The sequence below is a fragment of the Pseudomethylobacillus aquaticus genome (assembly GCF_003730115.1).
GTDB lineage: Bacteria > Pseudomonadota > Gammaproteobacteria > Burkholderiales > Methylophilaceae > Pseudomethylobacillus > Pseudomethylobacillus aquaticus.
In genome coordinates this window covers 99,832-115,136 of the sequence record NZ_RJVP01000004.1, presented here as the reverse complement: position 1 = coordinate 115,136, position 15,305 = coordinate 99,832, and the positions used below count along the sequence as shown (strand labels likewise).

Sequence of the window (15,305 nt, the reverse complement as noted above, 5' to 3'; positions counted from 1 at the left end):
TCAAAAAACGCGATACCTCAAAAAAACGCGATACTGGAGCAAACGCGATACCTAAGAACGCGGTATGCGGATCCAAGCTGAACTACAGCAGCTTGTCCTGAGGCGCCAGAGCCGCATCCAGCTTGTCGTTCATGCGCAACACCGAGCGTTTGAAATCACCCACATCGAAATTGCCATTACGCGCGGTCAATACTTCATGGCTGAGGTTCAGCGCCGCCATCACCGCCACGCGCTCACTACCCACCACACGCCCGCTGTCCTGGATGTCGTTCATCTTCTTATCCAGATAAGCCACCGCTGCCAACAAGGCTGCTCGCTCATCCTCAGGGCAGGCGATGGTGAACGCACGCCCCAGAATATTGACTTCGACACCTTTGACTTCGCTCATGACACCGCCTCCGGCAAACGCTCCAGCAGGCTTTTCAACTTGCTGCCTGCCGCCTGCATCTGTGTCGCCAGCTGATCCTTCTGCACCTGCGCCTCCACCAGCGACTGACGCAAACGCGCATTATCACGGCGTAGCGATGCATTGACTGCGATCAGCTCGTCAAGTTTCAGCTCCAGTGCCTGCAGCTCTTTATCCATGCGAGCACTATAGAGGCAAAAAGTTTGGGTGGTCAACCACTAACCAGAAACCGTCATTGCCGGGGCTGCCTGCATCACCTATAATCGATGCAAGTTGTCAGGTGCCAGATCGCTGTCCAGCGACGAGGTGAAACTGGGAAACAGGTGCGCAACGGGGTTATCCACCTTGCAATGCCTGTGCTGCCCCCGCAACGGTAAGTGCGTGCGGATGGATCAACATGCCACTGTGGTTAAGCCATGGGAAGGCGGTCCATCAAGACGCATGAGCCCGGAGACCGGCCTGTCACTCATGTTTGGAAATACCGCGGGGTGACGGTTTTGCGACGCGTTGTGCAGTCTGGGCCACCAGACCTGGCCACGACCTGCTGCTGATCATCCCCTGTGTTCCAAGATTACTGGCTTTACGCCTGCGGGGTCGCAGGCGCTCAAGGGATGACCATGCATACTCATATCGCGGCAAGCCTCGCAGGCTTGCTGTTCTCCATCAACGCCTACGCGACAGAAACCCAGTTACAGATCGACGAAGTGGTGGTCACGGCCAACCGCATCAACGAACGCGCCAGCGACAGTTTGCGCGACATCAGCGTGATCACGCGTGACGATATCGACCTGGCCGGCTCGGCCTCGCTGGTCGAACTGCTGCAAACCCAGCCTGGGATCGAGATCTCCTCCAACGGCGGGCCAGGCAAGATCAGCAGCGTATTCATGCGCGGCACCAACTCCAACCACGTGGTCGTGCTCATCGATGGCATACGCGTGAACTCTGCCACACTGGGCACCACCGCGTTCGAGAACCTGCCACTGGCGCAGATCGACCGTATCGAGATCGTGCGCGGCCCGGCCTCCAGCCAGTATGGCGCGGATGCCATCGGTGGCGTGATCCAGATCTTCACACGCAAAGGTGGTGGCAGCCCCTCGTTCCGTGCCAGCGCCGGCTATGGCAGCTATGACACCAAGACCGCAGACGCGGGCGTGAGTGGCAGCGTAGGCGACACCAGCTATGCGTTCAATGTATCCAGCTATGACACGCGCGGCTACTCGGCATTGAAGACGCGCGACCCGCGCTTCCGCGACAACGACGGTTATCACAACCTGGCGCTGAGCGGCAACCTGTCGCACCGCATCAACGAGAACCACGAAGTCGGCATCCAGCTGTTCCGCAGCGAAGGCGGCGCACGCTTCGACAGCCGCTTCAATGCGACCAACTTCTCCGACCGCACCAAACTCACCCAGCAGACCGTGGCCATCACCAGCCGCAATCAATTCACCAGCCGCTGGTTGTCCACCCTCAAGCTGGGTAGCGGCATGGATGAGTCGGAAAGCTTCCAGGAATTCGGCCGCAGCCTGTTCGAAACCAAGCAGCAGCAGTTCAGCTGGCAGAATGACATCCGCCTGCCGGTGGGCACCCTCACGCTGCTGTACGACAGGCTGGAAGAGCGTGTGGATTCCACCACCAGCTTCGACCGTGACACACGCAGCAACGACGGCTATCTGGCCAGCTACCTGCTCAACCTGGACCGTCACTCCCTGCAAGCCAGCTATCGCGTGGACAAAAGCTCACAGTACGACACGCATCAGACCGGCGGCCTGGGTTATGGCTACAGCATCACCCCGGAATGGCGCGCCACGGCCAACTATGGCACCGCATTCAAGGCGCCCAGCTTCAATGACCTGTTCTTCCCAGGCTTCAGCAACCCCAACCTGAAGCCGGAGCAATCACGTAATATCGAAGCGACGCTGCGTTATGACACCGCCACCCGCAATGCTTCGCTGACCGTGTACGAGAACCGCATCCGTGACCTGATCGCACTCGACTTCACCAGCGCCCCGTTCATCTTCAACGTGAACGAAGCCCGCATCCAGGGCCTGACGCTGGCGGGCACACAGCGCTGGGACAACTGGCGCTTCAACGCCAGTATCGATATCCAGTCGCCACGCGATGAAGACACCGACAAGCTACTGGTACGCCGTGCCAACCGTCATGCCAACTTCAGTGCTTTGCAACAAGTCGGTAACTGGCGCTGGGGCACCGAAGTACTGGCCAGCTCCGAGCGTTACAACGACGCCGCCAATACGCAGCGCCTGGCAGGTTATGCCACGCTGAACCTGCTGGCCGACTACAAGCTGAACCAGGACTGGACCGTGCTGGCACGCCTCAACAACGTGCTGGACAAGGACTATGCGCTGTCTTTCGACGGCAATCCGGCTACTGGCGGTTTCATCTACAACACGGCGGGTACCAATGTGTTCGTCAGCCTGCGCTGGCAGCCGGCGCAACGCTAAGCTGGCTGTGCTGGCGTGGGGCGAAATGATATGATGCAAACCTAATATGAATCGTGTTGCCTGCCGTGAAAACCGGCCAGGCAACGGTTGGAGACTTAGATGAATAATGCCCGTTCCACCCTTTCCACGCTGAGCATCGCCGCCGGCATCGTGATCCTGATGCTGGTCACGCGTGGCAGCCATGTGCTGACCAGCGTTTCACTGCCGGATGCCAGCCTGGCCCTGTTCCTGCTGGGCGGCTTGTATCTGCAACGCGTGCGCTGGTTCGTGGCCCTGCTGGCACTGGCGGCCATGATCGACTTTGGCGCTGCCGGGCTCAACAGCTTCTACGCTTTCTGCCTGACGCCGGGCTACTGGGGCATGATCCCGACCTACGCGGTGATGTGGCTGGGTGGTCGCTGGCTGGCTGGCATTGCCGATGCCTACGCGCTGCTGCCGTATGCCGTGACTGGCATGGTCACCACCGCCGTTGCTTTCATCATCTCCACGCAGAGCTATTATCTGTACTCCGGCCGCTTCCCCGACGAAGGGGTGATCGAAGCGCTGCGTCATGGCTGGGAATACCTGCCTGCTTATCTGGGCTACACCATGATGTATCTGGCAGCCCAGTGGGTGGTCGTGCGCAGCTTGCGCAGTGCAGGTGTGATCGCCAGCCCCATGATCGCCACCCGCGTGATTGCTGCCAACAAGTCCAGCGCGCACTGATCGAGCCCGCCGCTGAAGGCCGACCGGTACAACTGGTGCGGCCTTTTTGCTTTTTAGCCCTGTCACAGGACTGAGTCCATGCTGAGCCCTCAACGCATCGTCTGCCTGACCACCGAAACCACCGAGGTGCTGTATCTGCTCGGTCAGCAGCATCGCATCGCGGGTATCTCCGGTTACACCACGCGCCCGACCATCGCCAGACGCGAGAAACCACGCGTCAGTGCATACACCAGTGCCAACATCGCCAAGGTGCTGGCACTGCAGCCTGACCTGGTGCTGACCTGCACCGACCTGCAGGCTGACATCGCCGCCACGCTGATCAAGGCAGGCATTGAAGTGCATGCCTTCAACCAGCGCACACTGGACGGCATCTTGCGCATGATCGCCACGCTGGGCGCTCTGGTTGATGCCAGTGCCCAGGCACAGGCGCTGATCGCGCAGCTGAACCAGACCATGGCCGAAGCACACGACAGTGCCAGCGAGTTGGCGGCACGTCCCAGCATTTATTTCGAAGAATGGGACAGCCCCATGATCAGCGGCGTGGGCTGGGTGGCAGAGCTGATAGCGCTGGCCGGTGGCCATGACTGTTTCGCCGACTTGTCAGCACAAGCGCAGGCCAAACACCGCATCATCGCCGACGCGGATGAGGTCATCCGTCGTCAGCCCGACATCATCATCGCCTCCTGGTGCGGCAAGAAATTCCAGCCCGAACAGCTGATGCAGCGGCCAGGCTGGCAGGCCATCCCGGCGGTGCGTAACGGCGCCATCCACGAGATCAAATCAGCAGATATCCTGCAGCCCGGCCCGTCCGTGATCACCCATGGGCTGCCGCAGCTACAATCCATCGTGCGCCAGTGGGCGGCACGGCAACTGTTCAGCAAACACTGGGATTAACCATCATGACCACCACCCTGATCCTGGGCGGCGCCCGTTCCGGCAAAAGCGCGCATGCCGAAGCGCTGGCCCATGCCAGCGGCCTGCCCGTCACCTACATCGCCACGGCGCAAGTCTACGATGCGGAATTCGCAGCGCGCATCCAGCAGCATCAGCAACGCCGGCCGGCCGAGTGGCGATTGGTGGAAGCGCCGCATTTTCTGGCTGAAACACTGCGTCAGCATGCCAGCCCCGATGCCTGCATCATCGTCGATTGCCTGACGGTGTGGCTGGCGCAGTGGATCTGCGCAGATTGCCAGCCGCCTGCCAGTTCCAGTTGGGAAGCCGAGCAAGCGGCCTTGTTGGCCGCACTGCAGGCACTGCCGGGGCAGCTGATCCTGGTGAGCAACGAAGTGGGCATGGGCATCGTGCCGCTGGGGGCGATCAACCGCCAGTTCCAGGACCTGCAAGGCCGCTTGAATCAGGCCGTTGCCGCCCGCTGCGAGCAGGTGTTGTTCATGGCGGCAGGCTTGCCGCTCACGCTTAAAAGCGCCGGTTGACCGCGGACACGGTCACTCGACCATCCTGCAGCTCCAGCTGCGACAGACTGCCGTAATCCACACGCAGACGGAAGGCATCCAGCAACTGCATGTTGAGGGCATGCGCCAGCAAGGCGCGTATCACGCCAGCGTGGGTGACCACCAACAGATCCTCGTTGTTAGCGCTCACTTCGTCAAAGAAGCTTATCGCACGCTGCTGCAAATCAAAGAAGGATTCTCCACCGGGTGGCGCATGCTGCACATAATCCTCCGTCCACACCTCCACCAGACCGCGTGGAATGGTTTCCCAGAGCTGTAATTCCCATTCACCGAAATCCAGCTCCATCAGACGCGGGTCCTGATGCACCTTGCCCGCAGCCAGCGCCGCTGCCAGACGCTGGCAACGCTGCAAGGGACTGCTGTGCACGTGGTCTACATGGACCTCTGCGAGACCAGCGCGGATACGCTGCAACTCGGCATCAAAGCTGGCAGCCAAGCCCAGATCGGTCTGTCCGTAACAGATGCCGGGCGCCACATCGGGCTGGGTGTGTCGCAGCAAGTAAAGGTTCACGCCACGCTCCAGGCCAGCACACCCAGATAGAACGCCAGTTCCGTGAGTTGCTGCGTCGCGCCCAGACAGTCGCCGGTGTAGCCGCCCAGACGGCGGTGCAGTTTGTAGCTGAACCAGGCCCACATCACCAGCACCGGCAGCAGCACATAAGCCAGCAAACCCTCGCCAAAGTGCAGCCCCATCCAGATCACGGGCAATAGGCCGAACAAGGAAGCCAGCAAGACATCGCCACTCTGCAGGCGCGTCGCCAATGGCTTGGATTTCCCCGAGGAGCGCACATAGGACTGTGTCACGATCACCAGCACCGCCATGTAGCGACTCAGACTGTGCCCTGCGATCAGGGCCAGCATCAACACATCGGGGCGGATCAGCGCCAGCAGGTGAAACTTCAACAGCAAGGCCATCACCAGCACGATGGCAGCATAACTGCCGATGCGCGAATCCTGCATGATGGTGAGCGCCTGCTCCTTGTCCACGCCGCCGCCCAGCCCGTCAGCGGCGTCGGCCAGACCATCTTCGTGGAAGGCACCGGTCAGCAGGATGGTGGCAATCATGCTGAGCAGGATGGCGATATCATAGGGCACCAGCTTCCCCGCCAGCCAGAACACGGCGGCCGCGACAACGCCTACCAGCACACCGATCAAGGGGAAATAGCGCGTGGACCGGTTGAGATCAGTTTCACGATAATCGCGAAGCTGCACCGGCACCCGCGTGAAGAACATCAGCGCGGTCAGAAAATAACGCCACTCATCGCGCCACATCAGGCTGGCCCCGACACTTGGGCGGACGCGAACGAGGCCATCTCGTTGAGGAAATTCACCGCTGCCTGCACCAGAGGGTAAGCCAATGCCGCGCCGGTACCTTCGCCCAGGCGCAAGCCCAGATCCAGCAAAGGACGTGTACCCAGCTGCGAGAGCAACAAGCGGTGGCCTGCCTCGCCCGAACAATGTGCGAACACGCAATAATCCAGCACGGCAGGCTGCAGGCGCGCGGCCACCAGCAAGGCGGAGCTTGCGATAAACCCATCCACAATGATCAACGCGCGTCGCTCCGCACTGGCCAGCATGGCGCCCGCCATCATGGCGATCTCAAAACCGCCCAGCGTAGCCAGTACCTGCTTCACGTCATCGCGCGGCAACGCATGGTGTGCGAGCGCTTGCTCGATGATGCTGATCTTGTGTTGCAGGCCCACATCATCCAGACCAGTACCACGCCCGGCGCACTGGTGCACCGGCAGCTCGCACAGCACGCTCATCAACGCGGCCGCCGAGCTGGTATTGGCGATGCCCATCTCGCCAAATGCGAGGATGTTAGTGCCCGCTTCGATCTCGGCACTGGCCAATGCCATGCCGCGCTGCACAGCCGTTGCGCATTGCGCAGCCGTCATGGCCGGGCTGTGCAGAAAATTGGCGGTACCCATCGCCACCTTGGCATCGATCAAGGCCGGACAAGGTTCAAACACGTGGTTCACCCCCGCATCCACCACACGCAACTGCATGCCCGCCTGGCGCGCGAACACATTGATGGCGGCACCGCCAGCCAGGAAGTTCAGCACCATCTGCTGCGTCACCGCCTGCGGGAACGGGCTCACCCCGGTTTCGGCGATGCCATGGTCTGCCGCGAACACCAGCATCACTGGACGCTGCAATCCGGGCGTGCAGCTTTGCTGCACCAGGCCGATCTGCAAGGCCAGTTTTTCCAGCTGGCCCAGCGCCCCCAAAGGTTTTGTTTTGTGGTCGATACTGGCCGCTAATGCTTGAGCAAGCTCACCGGTCTGATTCAAAGGAAGGATATCGGGTATACGCAATCAGGGCTCACTTACAGTAGAAAGGTGTTAATCACTTTATTCCAGGCACCGCTCAGTGCGCCGCCACACGGCGAGCTGCTGCACCAGAGCAGGCAATATTGCTTGCTTGAGCATGCACGTAGACTGGCACGACATGACAGAAGCGCTGCCTGCATCCATTCTAACCCGTGATGACGTTGCGGGCGCTTAAGACCGCCAAGGAGAGCACCATGACTCACAGTAAAAATGCCATCGCGTCAGGCGCCCGGCAGAGCCTGCCCAGACTGGCCTGCTCGCTGCTTGTCTACTCGCGCTCTGCCTGCTGGTTTGCCTGCTAAACCAGCCATAAATTGCGCCGTCCTCCATGCGCGTTCTGGTCAAAGCTGGCATCGTCACAAGCGCCTTGTGCTTATGTAGCTGCCTGTCTCCAGCTGCACCTCAGCCCATCACCAACCCGGCACCGCTGGTTGCACTTGAGACAGCCAGTAGCCCGGCCGCTGAAACCACCCTGCATGACACGGTCAAGCCTATGCCCGCCTTCATGCAGCAGCACTTCAGCGTGGTGGTGCACGAGGTGCCGGTCAAAGAGATCCTGTTCGCACTGGCACGCGACAATCAACTCAATATGGACATCGATCCGGCTATCGATGGCAAAGCCACGCTGCATGCACTGGATCAGCCGCTGCACCGTATCCTGCAGCGGCTAGCCAATCAATCCGACATCAGCTACCGCCTGGATGAGGACGTGCTGAGCATACGCCCTGACCGGCCAGTGGTGCGGCATTACGCCGTGGACTACCTCAACCTCAGCCGCGACACCAGCCTGTCAGTTGGCGCCGCATCGGAGATCGCGACCACAGGCAGCGCCACGGGCAGAACCAGCACCCTGCCTGCCAGCAGCAATGCCAATGGCTCACGTACTCAGGTGGCCAGCAGTTCCAGACATCATTTCTGGGAATCGCTGCTGCGCAACGTCCAGTCGCTGCTGGGCGAACTTGTCGCTGAACGCAGTATATCAGCGCCTGTTAGCGCACCGGCACCGGCCATCCCCGGCATGCCACCAAGCGCAGCAACCATCAGCAACCCGGCGGAACAGCGCCCAACTGTCGCAGACAGCACTGGCAGCAAAACCCTCAGGACGAATGTGATCGCCAACACCGAAACCGGCATCCTCAGTGTGCTTGCCACTGAGAAGCAGCACAAAAAAGTGGCGGCCCTGCTGGACCGCATCATGCAAAGCGCCAGACGCCAGGTGATGATCGAGGCATCCATCGTGGAGGTCGAGCTGCGCGATGCCTTTCAGGCCGGCATAGACTGGAGCCGCATCGCACAGGGCGGCGAGGATAACGGCCTGTTTATCCGCCAGTCCTTGCGTCCCGGCATCACCGACCCTTCCGCGCCCAGCCCCAATTCGCAATTCCGCGCTGGCTACACCTATACCGGCAGCGGCATCCTGGCCAACCTTAGCGCTGCCATCACCCTGTTGCAACAGTTCGGCACCACGCGCGTGCTGTCCAGCCCCAGGCTACGGGTACTCAACAACCAGACGGCGGTGCTCAAGGTGGTGGATAACCTGGTGTATTTCACTATTGAGGCGCAAACCAGCCAGACCCAGACCAACCTCAACACCGTGTTCACCACCACACCGCATACCGTGCCGGTCGGCGTGGTGATGAGCGTGACGCCCCACATCAGCAGCACGCAACAGGTGATGCTGAATGTACGCCCCACCATCTCGCGCTTTGTGCGGGATGTGCAGGACCCGAACCCCAGCCTGGTGGTGAACGGCAACCGCATCGCCTCCAGCATCCCCATCATTCAGGTACGCGAGATGGAATCGCTGTTGCATGTGAGCAGCGGTGAAACGGCGATCCTGGGCGGGCTGATGCAGGACGAACAACGTGATAACCGTGACCAGGTGCCGGGCCTGCACCGCCTGCCCTTGCTGGGAAAACTGTTCACCGGCAAAGCCGAATTGCAGAAAAAATCGGAACTGGTGATCTTTCTGCGCCCCGTGGTGGTGAGTGAGCCCGCACCAGCCGCTTTGACTGCTCAGCAGCCCGCATCCTTCCCCGATACTGACGAGGACGATCTGCTCCATGCGACCTTTTGATGCCGCCTTGACACTGGGGCAACAGCTACTGCAAGCCGGGCACCTCAGCCCCGACCAGTTGCAGATCGCCCTGCAGGAGCAGACGCTCAGCCGCCTGCGCCTCGGTGAGCAGTTACTGCGCCTTGGCTTCATCAGTGAAGCCCTGCTGACGCAGCAACTGGCGGCACAGTTTCATGTGGAATATGTGGACCTGGACCAAACCAGCCCGGAGCCCCAGGCGCTGGCGATGATCACGCCTGCCTTGTCGCGCCAGCACCATGTGCTGGGCATCCGCTATGAGGCCACGCAGGCGCGGCTAAGCCTGGCCATCAGCGATATGCCGCCTCTGGCAACGCTGGACCGCCTGCAGGCGCAATTACCTGCTGGCGGTCAGCTGGAACTCCGGTTCGCCGCGCACAGCCAGATCAGCCGATATCTGGATCAGCATTACGGCTACGCGCTGAGCCTGGAACCTTTGTTAGCCGCCATGGAACAAGGGAACTCCCAAGATCAGGCCGTGCCAGCAGTAGCCCAGCTGGTCGAAGCACTGCTGCTGGATGCGGTAAAACGAGGCGCTTCCGATATCCACTTTGAACCGGAAGCCGCCTACCTGCGCCTGCGCTACCGCATCGACGGCGTGTTGCAGCAGGTGCGCAGTCTGCACAAACGTTACTGGTCAGCCTTGCTGATCCGCCTCAAAGTCATCAGTGGCCTCGATATCGCTGAAACCCGCGCTGCGCAGGATGGTCATTTGCACCTTACGCTGTGCGGGCGCAACATCGATTTCCGTGTGGCCAGCCACCCCACCATCCATGGCGAAAACCTGGTGCTGCGGGTGCTGGATCGTGAAAAATCCATCCTGTCTCTGGCCGCGATGGGCCTGCCCGAAGCCACCTTGAAACAACTGCAAGCCATGCTGCAAAAACCCGAAGGCATGCTGATCTTCACCGGCCCTACCGGCAGCGGCAAAACCAGCACGCTGTATTCACTGTTAGCGCTCAAGAACAGCATCTCGGTCAACATCATGACGCTGGAAGATCCGGTCGAATACCCGGTCAGTCTGCTACGTCAGACCTCGCTTAGCGAAGCCGCCAAACTGGATTTCTCCAGTGGCATACGCTCTTTGTTACGACAGGATCCAGACGTGATCCTGGTGGGCGAGATGCGCGATGCCGAAACCGCCCAGATGGCGCTGCGTGCCGCCATGACCGGCCATCAAGTCTATTCCACGCTGCATAGCAACTCTGCGCTGGGCGCATTCGCGCGCCTGCAAGACCTGGGGCTACGGCCTGCCTTGTTGGCTGGCAACCTCATCGGCATCGTGGCACAGCGCCTGATCAGGAAGTTGTGTCTGCATTGCCGTGGCGCCTATGTAGCGGATACCGTCTCTTGTCGCCTGCTGGCCTTGCCGCCACAGACACTTCAGGGAAGCGCGCCGCATGAGCCCGTGCTGCTGTACCGTGCTGTAGGTTGTACGCAATGCCAGCACACTGGCTATCGCGGCAGGCTGGCCATCATGGAAGTGCTGAAAGTCAGCGCTGCACTGGACCGCCTGATCGAACAACAAGCCAGCTTGCATGCCTTGCAGCAACAGGCCCGCACCGATGGGCTGCAAACCCTGGCCAGTGCAGCCCGACAACAGGTGCTGCAAGGCGTCAGCAGCCTGCAGGAAGTGATGCGCGTGGTCGACCTGGAGCCCGAGAGCTGATGACTAGCCGCCAAAGCACAAGGGCATGATGATGCTGAGTTTTCACTACCGCGCCATCGACCGTGAGGGGCGACTCTGCCGCGGGCAGTTGCACGCCAGTCACGACCGGGAACTGACACTGCGCTTGCACCAGCAAGGCCTGGAGCTGGTGAGCTTTCGCGTCAGCCGCAAGCGGGCTTCCAGCACAATACGCGTGAACCAGCGTGAGCTGCTCACCTTCTGCATCCAGCTCGAACAACTGCTCAGCGCTGGCGTGCCCATGCTGCAAGCGCTGGACGACATCCGTGCTGCTTGTGAGCCTGGCGGCCTGCAGCTGTTGCTGGCGGCACTGATCCAGCAGATCGAGTCCGGTCAGTCGCTATCGCAAGCCATGCACGCCTATCCGGGCATCTTTGGACCGGTGTTCATCAACCTGGTCGCAGCCGGTGAGCATAGCGGCCAGCTGACGCTGATCCTGCAACAGCTGGCTAGCAGCCTGAGCTGGGAACAGGCGCTGCGTTCGCAGGGCAAGCACTTGCTTGCCTACCCAGCCTTCGTGCTTGTTGTGGTGCTGGCGGTGGTGATATTCCTGCTGAATTATATGGTGCCGCAGATGGCCAGCTTCCTCAGCAGCCTGGGACAGGAGCTGCCATTGCAGACCCGCATACTGATCGCCAGTGCCGACCTGATGCGTGCCTATTGGCCCTGGATATTGAGCGTGCTGGCCGGGCTGACCTTCGTGACCCCTGTGATGTTGCGCCGCCACCCCGGTGCGGCGCTGTACTGGGACCGCCTGACCTTACGCTTGCCAGTATGCGGCGAGCTGTTAAAGAAGATGCAGATGGCACGCTATGCGCGCAACTTCAGCCTGATGTATCAGGCTGGCATCCCGGTGCTGCAGATACTGGCGCTGTGCAGGGCGCTGGTCAGTAACCGCTCACTTGCTTTGGCACTACATCACATTGAACAGCATATCCATGCAGGCACTGGCCTGGCAGAGAGTTTCCAGCGCACGGGCAGCATGCCCGCGCTGGTGGTGCGCATGGTGCGTGTGGGCGAACAGACCGGGGCACTGGACCGCGCCTTGCTGAACGTCAGCCGCTTCTATGAACGCGAAGTGAATGATGCGGTGGACACTCTGCTAAGGCTGGTGGAACCGCTACTCACGGTGATACTGGGGCTATTGCTGGCAGGCATCATGTTCGCCGTGCTGAGCCCGGTGTATGACAGCCTCGGGCATCTGCCACTCTGAGCAGCCACCATGTTCAATAAGATCAGCTTCAGCCAGATCAGCTTCAGCGGGCTCAACGTCAGCCACATTGGCTTATGCATCGCTCAGCACCATATCAGCCTGGCCCGCTACCGATTTGGCCGTGCAAGCGATTACCAGCAGTTTGCAGCAGACGATGCAGCCGGGCTGCAGGCTTATCTGCAGCGCTATCGCCGTGACCGTCTCACACTGATCGCCATGGATGGCTCGCTGGAATTGCGTCTGGAATCCATACCCCCTTGCCGCGGACGCGCCCTGACCCAGCTGCTGCAAAGGCGGCTGGCGCTGGCCTACCCGGACGCCGAACTACGTTGCGCACAACGGTTGAGTCAGTTGGGCCTGCATTCAAAGCATACGGCGGTGGCAGGCGACCCAACCGGGAACAACGCTGAACACAACGGCCTGCTGATGGCATTGACCCCCTCCAGCCGTCTGCAGTCCTGTCTGGATCTGCTAGATCGACTGCAGTACCGCCTCGCCCACCTGATCGCGGCCCCCAGTCTGCTAACCCGGTTACTCACCAGACTGAGCCTGCCGATCGTACAGACCGTATGTTACGAAGTGTTGCCGCAACAACTGCGCCAGACCTTTATCCGTCATGGGGAGGTCATCGCCTGCCGGCTATTGCCCAGTCAGCAAGACCCAGCCGCCTGCCTCGCCAGTTGTGTGGAGGAAACCCAGCGCCTGCGCAAGCATCTGCAACAGCAGGGCTGGATACAGAGCGACAAGCCGTTGACGGTGGTGCTGGTGGACAGTGTGTATCTGCACTGGCCAGCGCTGCCTGCCACAGATCACGACCCGGAGACCTGGCGACGTGCTGATCCCGCGCAACTGATCCCGCACCAGCACATTCTGGAAAACGCATGGGCGGCTTACCCCTTGCTGCTGTGCAGCTCAGGCAAGCTTGGCCGCTTGCCCAACCTGATCCCGGCCCGTCGCCAGCTGGCACTGCATTTATACCGCTGGCGCTGCAGCCTGGGCATGCTCTCGGCCTGCAGCCTGTTGACAGCCACCCTCTATGCAACGCCCACCTTGCTGGAAGCAAAGCGGCTGAGTGAGCGACCAGCAGCGCGCTTGGCTGCACTGGACAGCCGCACGACCAACGCCAGCCCAGCGCCCGCTAACACCACGCCCATGACGCAACTGGAACAAGCACTGCATCAGCCGCAGCCTGGCGCAGCTCAGATCCTTCAGCATGTGGGCCTGGTGCTGGAAGCCTTGCCGCAAGTCAGCTTGATGCAACTGCATTGGCATAGCCTGCAGCCCGATCGGAGCACACAGCTGATCGAATTGCATGATACACAGGCTGCTTCAAGGCCAGGTTCAGGGACTGGCGCTGGCGAGCAGGCAGCGCTGACCGAATTGCGCTTGCACTTGCAGCTGCAAAGCAGTGAGCTGGAGACGCTGCTAAACAGGTTCAACGCTGACCCGGCGTTCACACAGATCGAACTGCTCAGCACAGGCGGCAATGGCAAGGAAATACTGATCCAGCCCCGGCAGGCCGCCAAGCCGTCCTCGTTCGAGCTACGTGTAAGACTGTTTGCCGGGGGCTCACCTACATGAGCTCACCTGCATAAGCTGTCTTTTATTAGCGCTCCGCCATGAACACCAGCCTGGACTTTCAGACCATGCGGCAATACCTGCAGGCACTGTGGCTATCCCTCAGCATCAGTGCAGCCTCGCTATGCAGCGCCCTGGCGCTGGCCGCTTATGCCAGTCACGCGCATGCGCTGGCAGTGCATACCCTGCAGACGCAACAACAGCAGCAACAGGCACTGGCAGTTCAACAAGCGCGCGAACATCAACAACAGCTGCAACAGCAACTGGACCAGGCGGCACTGCAGCGATTGCAATCTGAGGGCTGGTTCAATAGCGACCTTACCCAGCTGAGCTCAGCGCTTAGCCAGCAGCTGGCAGCGCAGGCGCAAGCGCTGCAACTCGAACAACTCCGCCTCAGCATCAAGCCCACGCCGCACGCGCTGCCTTTGGGCAGTCAGCACGGTGGTGATCAACACGTGTTGCATCTGCAAACCAGCTTGCTTTCACTGCACATGCAGATTTGGCATGAGGGTGATCTGGTCAATGTGCTGCAGGCTTTGCAGTCGCAGCATGGCGCACGGTTGCGCATCTTGAGTTGCAGCATGACACCTGCTTCATCCGCACCAGGCCTGCAGGTGAGCTGCGAGCTGGAATGGCGGGCCTTGTTGAAAATGAAGTCCACGACATGAACAAGCCTACCTCGCCGCCTTGGGGCATGCTGGTGCACGCGATAGTCCGCATCACTGGCATGACGATGTTGAGCTGGATATCGCCTGCCTGCAGTGACGATCTGGGTCGACTCTTCACCGATAGTGCGCAGCGTGTCCGCCTGGACCTGCAGCGCAGCAAGCCTGCAGCAAGCGAGGCAGCGCAAACGAGTGCTCTGGAGATAGACCGCGCGCTGGCTGTGCCCTCACTGGTAGACATGGCACCGTCTAGCCCGCTTTGGACCTTACAAGGTTATGTGCAGGCGATCAGTTCAGGCTCTGACGGCGCAAGCTCTTCAAAGCCTGGCTTTTCAAGCCTGGACTCTTCAAAGCTAGACTCTTCAAAGCTAGACTCTTCAAAGCTAGACGGTTCAAACACAGGCTGGGCAAACACAGGCGCTGCCACCCTCTGGATCAACCAGACCATGACGCCGGTCGAGCCAGGCAAGGGCTGGGCTATGCGGTTCGTTCAAGCCCATAATCCGGCTTCCTGGCAGCGTCCGGACAAGCATGTGGACAGGCAGCCAGCAAAAAAACCGGAGCCCGGCTTTCAAGCCATCGTGGAACTACGACCACCCGGCCATGCCCACAGCCTGCGCCTCAGCGTGGGTGGCCCCGCCGTTCCCCTGCCCGCTGCCCTCGTACCCCCTGCGTCGCCATGACCAGCA

Annotated in this window: 15 protein-coding genes and 1 riboswitch; of the genes, 10 read left to right on the top strand and 5 right to left on the bottom strand. The window is 60.7% G+C overall.

Features of this window, described 5'->3' with window-relative positions; genetic code table 11:
- Positions 1-82 precede the first annotated feature (82 nt).
- A complete protein-coding gene (locus ED236_RS08610; protein ID WP_123237566.1) occupies positions 83-388 on the bottom strand; it encodes a cell division protein ZapA in 306 nt (101 codons plus the stop codon).
- On the bottom strand, positions 385-585 hold the full coding sequence (locus tag ED236_RS08605; RefSeq protein WP_123237565.1) for a hypothetical protein: 201 nt from the start codon (positions 583-585) through the stop codon (positions 385-387). Before ED236_RS08605 ends, ED236_RS08610 begins: the two co-directional genes overlap by 4 nt.
- Before the next feature lie 82 nt (positions 586-667).
- A riboswitch (cobalamin riboswitch) is annotated at positions 668-883 on the top strand.
- Between the two features lie 140 nt (positions 884-1,023).
- On the opposite strand from ED236_RS08605, the gene ED236_RS08600 reads away from it, so the two are divergent.
- From ED236_RS08600 to cobU, 4 genes are all read left to right on the top strand, one after another.
- Complete coding sequence (locus ED236_RS08600; protein ID WP_240032089.1) at positions 1,024-2,868, top strand: TonB-dependent receptor domain-containing protein; 1,845 nt, start codon at positions 1,024-1,026, stop codon at positions 2,866-2,868.
- Between the two features lie 99 nt (positions 2,869-2,967).
- Positions 2,968-3,573: a hypothetical protein gene (locus tag ED236_RS08595; protein ID WP_193726084.1), complete on the top strand. Its 606-nt coding sequence runs from the start codon at positions 2,968-2,970 to the stop codon at positions 3,571-3,573.
- Positions 3,574-3,651: 78 nt separating this feature from the next.
- Positions 3,652-4,467, top strand: a complete 816-nt coding sequence (locus ED236_RS08590) for a cobalamin-binding protein (protein ID WP_123237563.1) — start codon at positions 3,652-3,654, stop codon at positions 4,465-4,467.
- A 5-nt stretch (positions 4,468-4,472) separates the two neighbouring features.
- Positions 4,473-5,006, top strand: coding sequence for a bifunctional adenosylcobinamide kinase/adenosylcobinamide-phosphate guanylyltransferase (gene cobU / locus ED236_RS08585; RefSeq protein ID WP_123237562.1), 534 nt, complete (start codon positions 4,473-4,475; stop codon positions 5,004-5,006).
- Here cobU and cobC read toward each other — a convergent pair.
- Genes cobC through cobT form a run of 3 tightly spaced genes read right to left on the bottom strand, consistent with a single transcriptional unit; the run spans position 4,990 to position 7,363 of the window.
- Positions 4,990-5,556 carry an alpha-ribazole phosphatase gene (gene cobC, locus ED236_RS08580; protein WP_123237561.1) on the bottom strand — a complete coding sequence of 189 codons (567 nt, stop codon included), beginning with the start codon at positions 5,554-5,556 and terminating at the stop codon, positions 4,990-4,992. The genes cobU and cobC overlap by 17 nt on opposite strands.
- Positions 5,553-6,317, bottom strand: coding sequence for an adenosylcobinamide-GDP ribazoletransferase (locus ED236_RS08575; RefSeq protein WP_123237560.1), 765 nt, complete (start codon positions 6,315-6,317; stop codon positions 5,553-5,555). The genes cobC and ED236_RS08575 overlap by 4 nt, the downstream gene beginning before the upstream one ends.
- Positions 6,317-7,363, bottom strand: coding sequence for a nicotinate-nucleotide--dimethylbenzimidazole phosphoribosyltransferase (gene cobT, locus ED236_RS08570; protein WP_123237559.1), 1,047 nt, complete (start codon positions 7,361-7,363; stop codon positions 6,317-6,319). The genes ED236_RS08575 and cobT overlap by 1 nt, the downstream gene beginning before the upstream one ends.
- Before the next feature lie 343 nt (positions 7,364-7,706).
- On the opposite strand from cobT, the gene mshL reads away from it, so the two are divergent.
- From mshL to ED236_RS08540, 6 genes are read left to right on the top strand one after another with little or no spacing between them, the layout of a single operon-like run.
- Positions 7,707-9,455 carry a pilus (MSHA type) biogenesis protein MshL gene (gene mshL, locus ED236_RS08565; RefSeq protein WP_240032088.1) on the top strand — a complete coding sequence of 583 codons (1,749 nt, stop codon included), beginning with the start codon at positions 7,707-7,709 and terminating at the stop codon, positions 9,453-9,455.
- Positions 9,442-11,142, top strand: coding sequence for a GspE/PulE family protein (locus ED236_RS08560; protein ID WP_123237558.1), 1,701 nt, complete (start codon positions 9,442-9,444; stop codon positions 11,140-11,142). The genes mshL and ED236_RS08560 overlap by 14 nt, the downstream gene beginning before the upstream one ends.
- 25 nt (positions 11,143-11,167) lie before the next feature.
- Positions 11,168-12,373, top strand: a complete 1,206-nt coding sequence (locus ED236_RS08555) for a type II secretion system F family protein (RefSeq protein WP_123237557.1) — start codon at positions 11,168-11,170, stop codon at positions 12,371-12,373.
- A 9-nt stretch (positions 12,374-12,382) separates the two neighbouring features.
- On the top strand, positions 12,383-13,954 hold the full coding sequence (locus tag ED236_RS08550) for a hypothetical protein (protein ID WP_123237556.1): 1,572 nt from the start codon (positions 12,383-12,385) through the stop codon (positions 13,952-13,954).
- Positions 13,955-13,992: 38 nt separating this feature from the next.
- A complete protein-coding gene (locus ED236_RS08545; protein ID WP_123237555.1) occupies positions 13,993-14,619 on the top strand; it encodes a hypothetical protein in 627 nt (208 codons plus the stop codon).
- Positions 14,616-15,299 carry a hypothetical protein gene (locus tag ED236_RS08540; RefSeq protein ID WP_123237554.1) on the top strand — a complete coding sequence of 228 codons (684 nt, stop codon included), beginning with the start codon at positions 14,616-14,618 and terminating at the stop codon, positions 15,297-15,299. The genes ED236_RS08545 and ED236_RS08540 overlap by 4 nt, the downstream gene beginning before the upstream one ends.
- Positions 15,300-15,305 lie beyond the last annotated feature (6 nt).

Bases quoted from the DNA above. Each gene is read 5' to 3' on its own strand.
- ED236_RS08550 (WP_123237556.1), top strand. From the start codon at position 12,383: ATGTTCAATAAGATCAGCTTCAGCCAGATCAGCTTCAGCGGGCTCAAC.
- ED236_RS08605 (WP_123237565.1), bottom strand. From the start codon at position 585: ATGGATAAAGAGCTGCAGGCACTGGAGCTGAAACTTGACGAGCTGATC.
- ED236_RS08610 (WP_123237566.1), bottom strand. From the start codon at position 388: ATGAGCGAAGTCAAAGGTGTCGAAGTCAATATTCTGGGGCGTGCGTTC.
- ED236_RS08575 (WP_123237560.1), bottom strand. From the start codon at position 6,317: ATGTGGCGCGATGAGTGGCGTTATTTTCTGACCGCGCTGATGTTCTTC.
- ED236_RS08600 (WP_240032089.1), top strand. From the start codon at position 1,024: ATGCATACTCATATCGCGGCAAGCCTCGCAGGCTTGCTGTTCTCCATC.
- ED236_RS08560 (WP_123237558.1), top strand. From the start codon at position 9,442: ATGCGACCTTTTGATGCCGCCTTGACACTGGGGCAACAGCTACTGCAA.
- ED236_RS08540 (WP_123237554.1), top strand. From the start codon at position 14,616: ATGAACAAGCCTACCTCGCCGCCTTGGGGCATGCTGGTGCACGCGATA.
- mshL (WP_240032088.1), top strand. From the start codon at position 7,707: ATGCGCGTTCTGGTCAAAGCTGGCATCGTCACAAGCGCCTTGTGCTTA.
- ED236_RS08545 (WP_123237555.1), top strand. From the start codon at position 13,993: ATGAACACCAGCCTGGACTTTCAGACCATGCGGCAATACCTGCAGGCA.
- ED236_RS08555 (WP_123237557.1), top strand. From the start codon at position 11,168: ATGATGATGCTGAGTTTTCACTACCGCGCCATCGACCGTGAGGGGCGA.
- ED236_RS08590 (WP_123237563.1), top strand. From the start codon at position 3,652: ATGCTGAGCCCTCAACGCATCGTCTGCCTGACCACCGAAACCACCGAG.
- cobU (WP_123237562.1), top strand. From the start codon at position 4,473: ATGACCACCACCCTGATCCTGGGCGGCGCCCGTTCCGGCAAAAGCGCG.
- ED236_RS08595 (WP_193726084.1), top strand. From the start codon at position 2,968: ATGAATAATGCCCGTTCCACCCTTTCCACGCTGAGCATCGCCGCCGGC.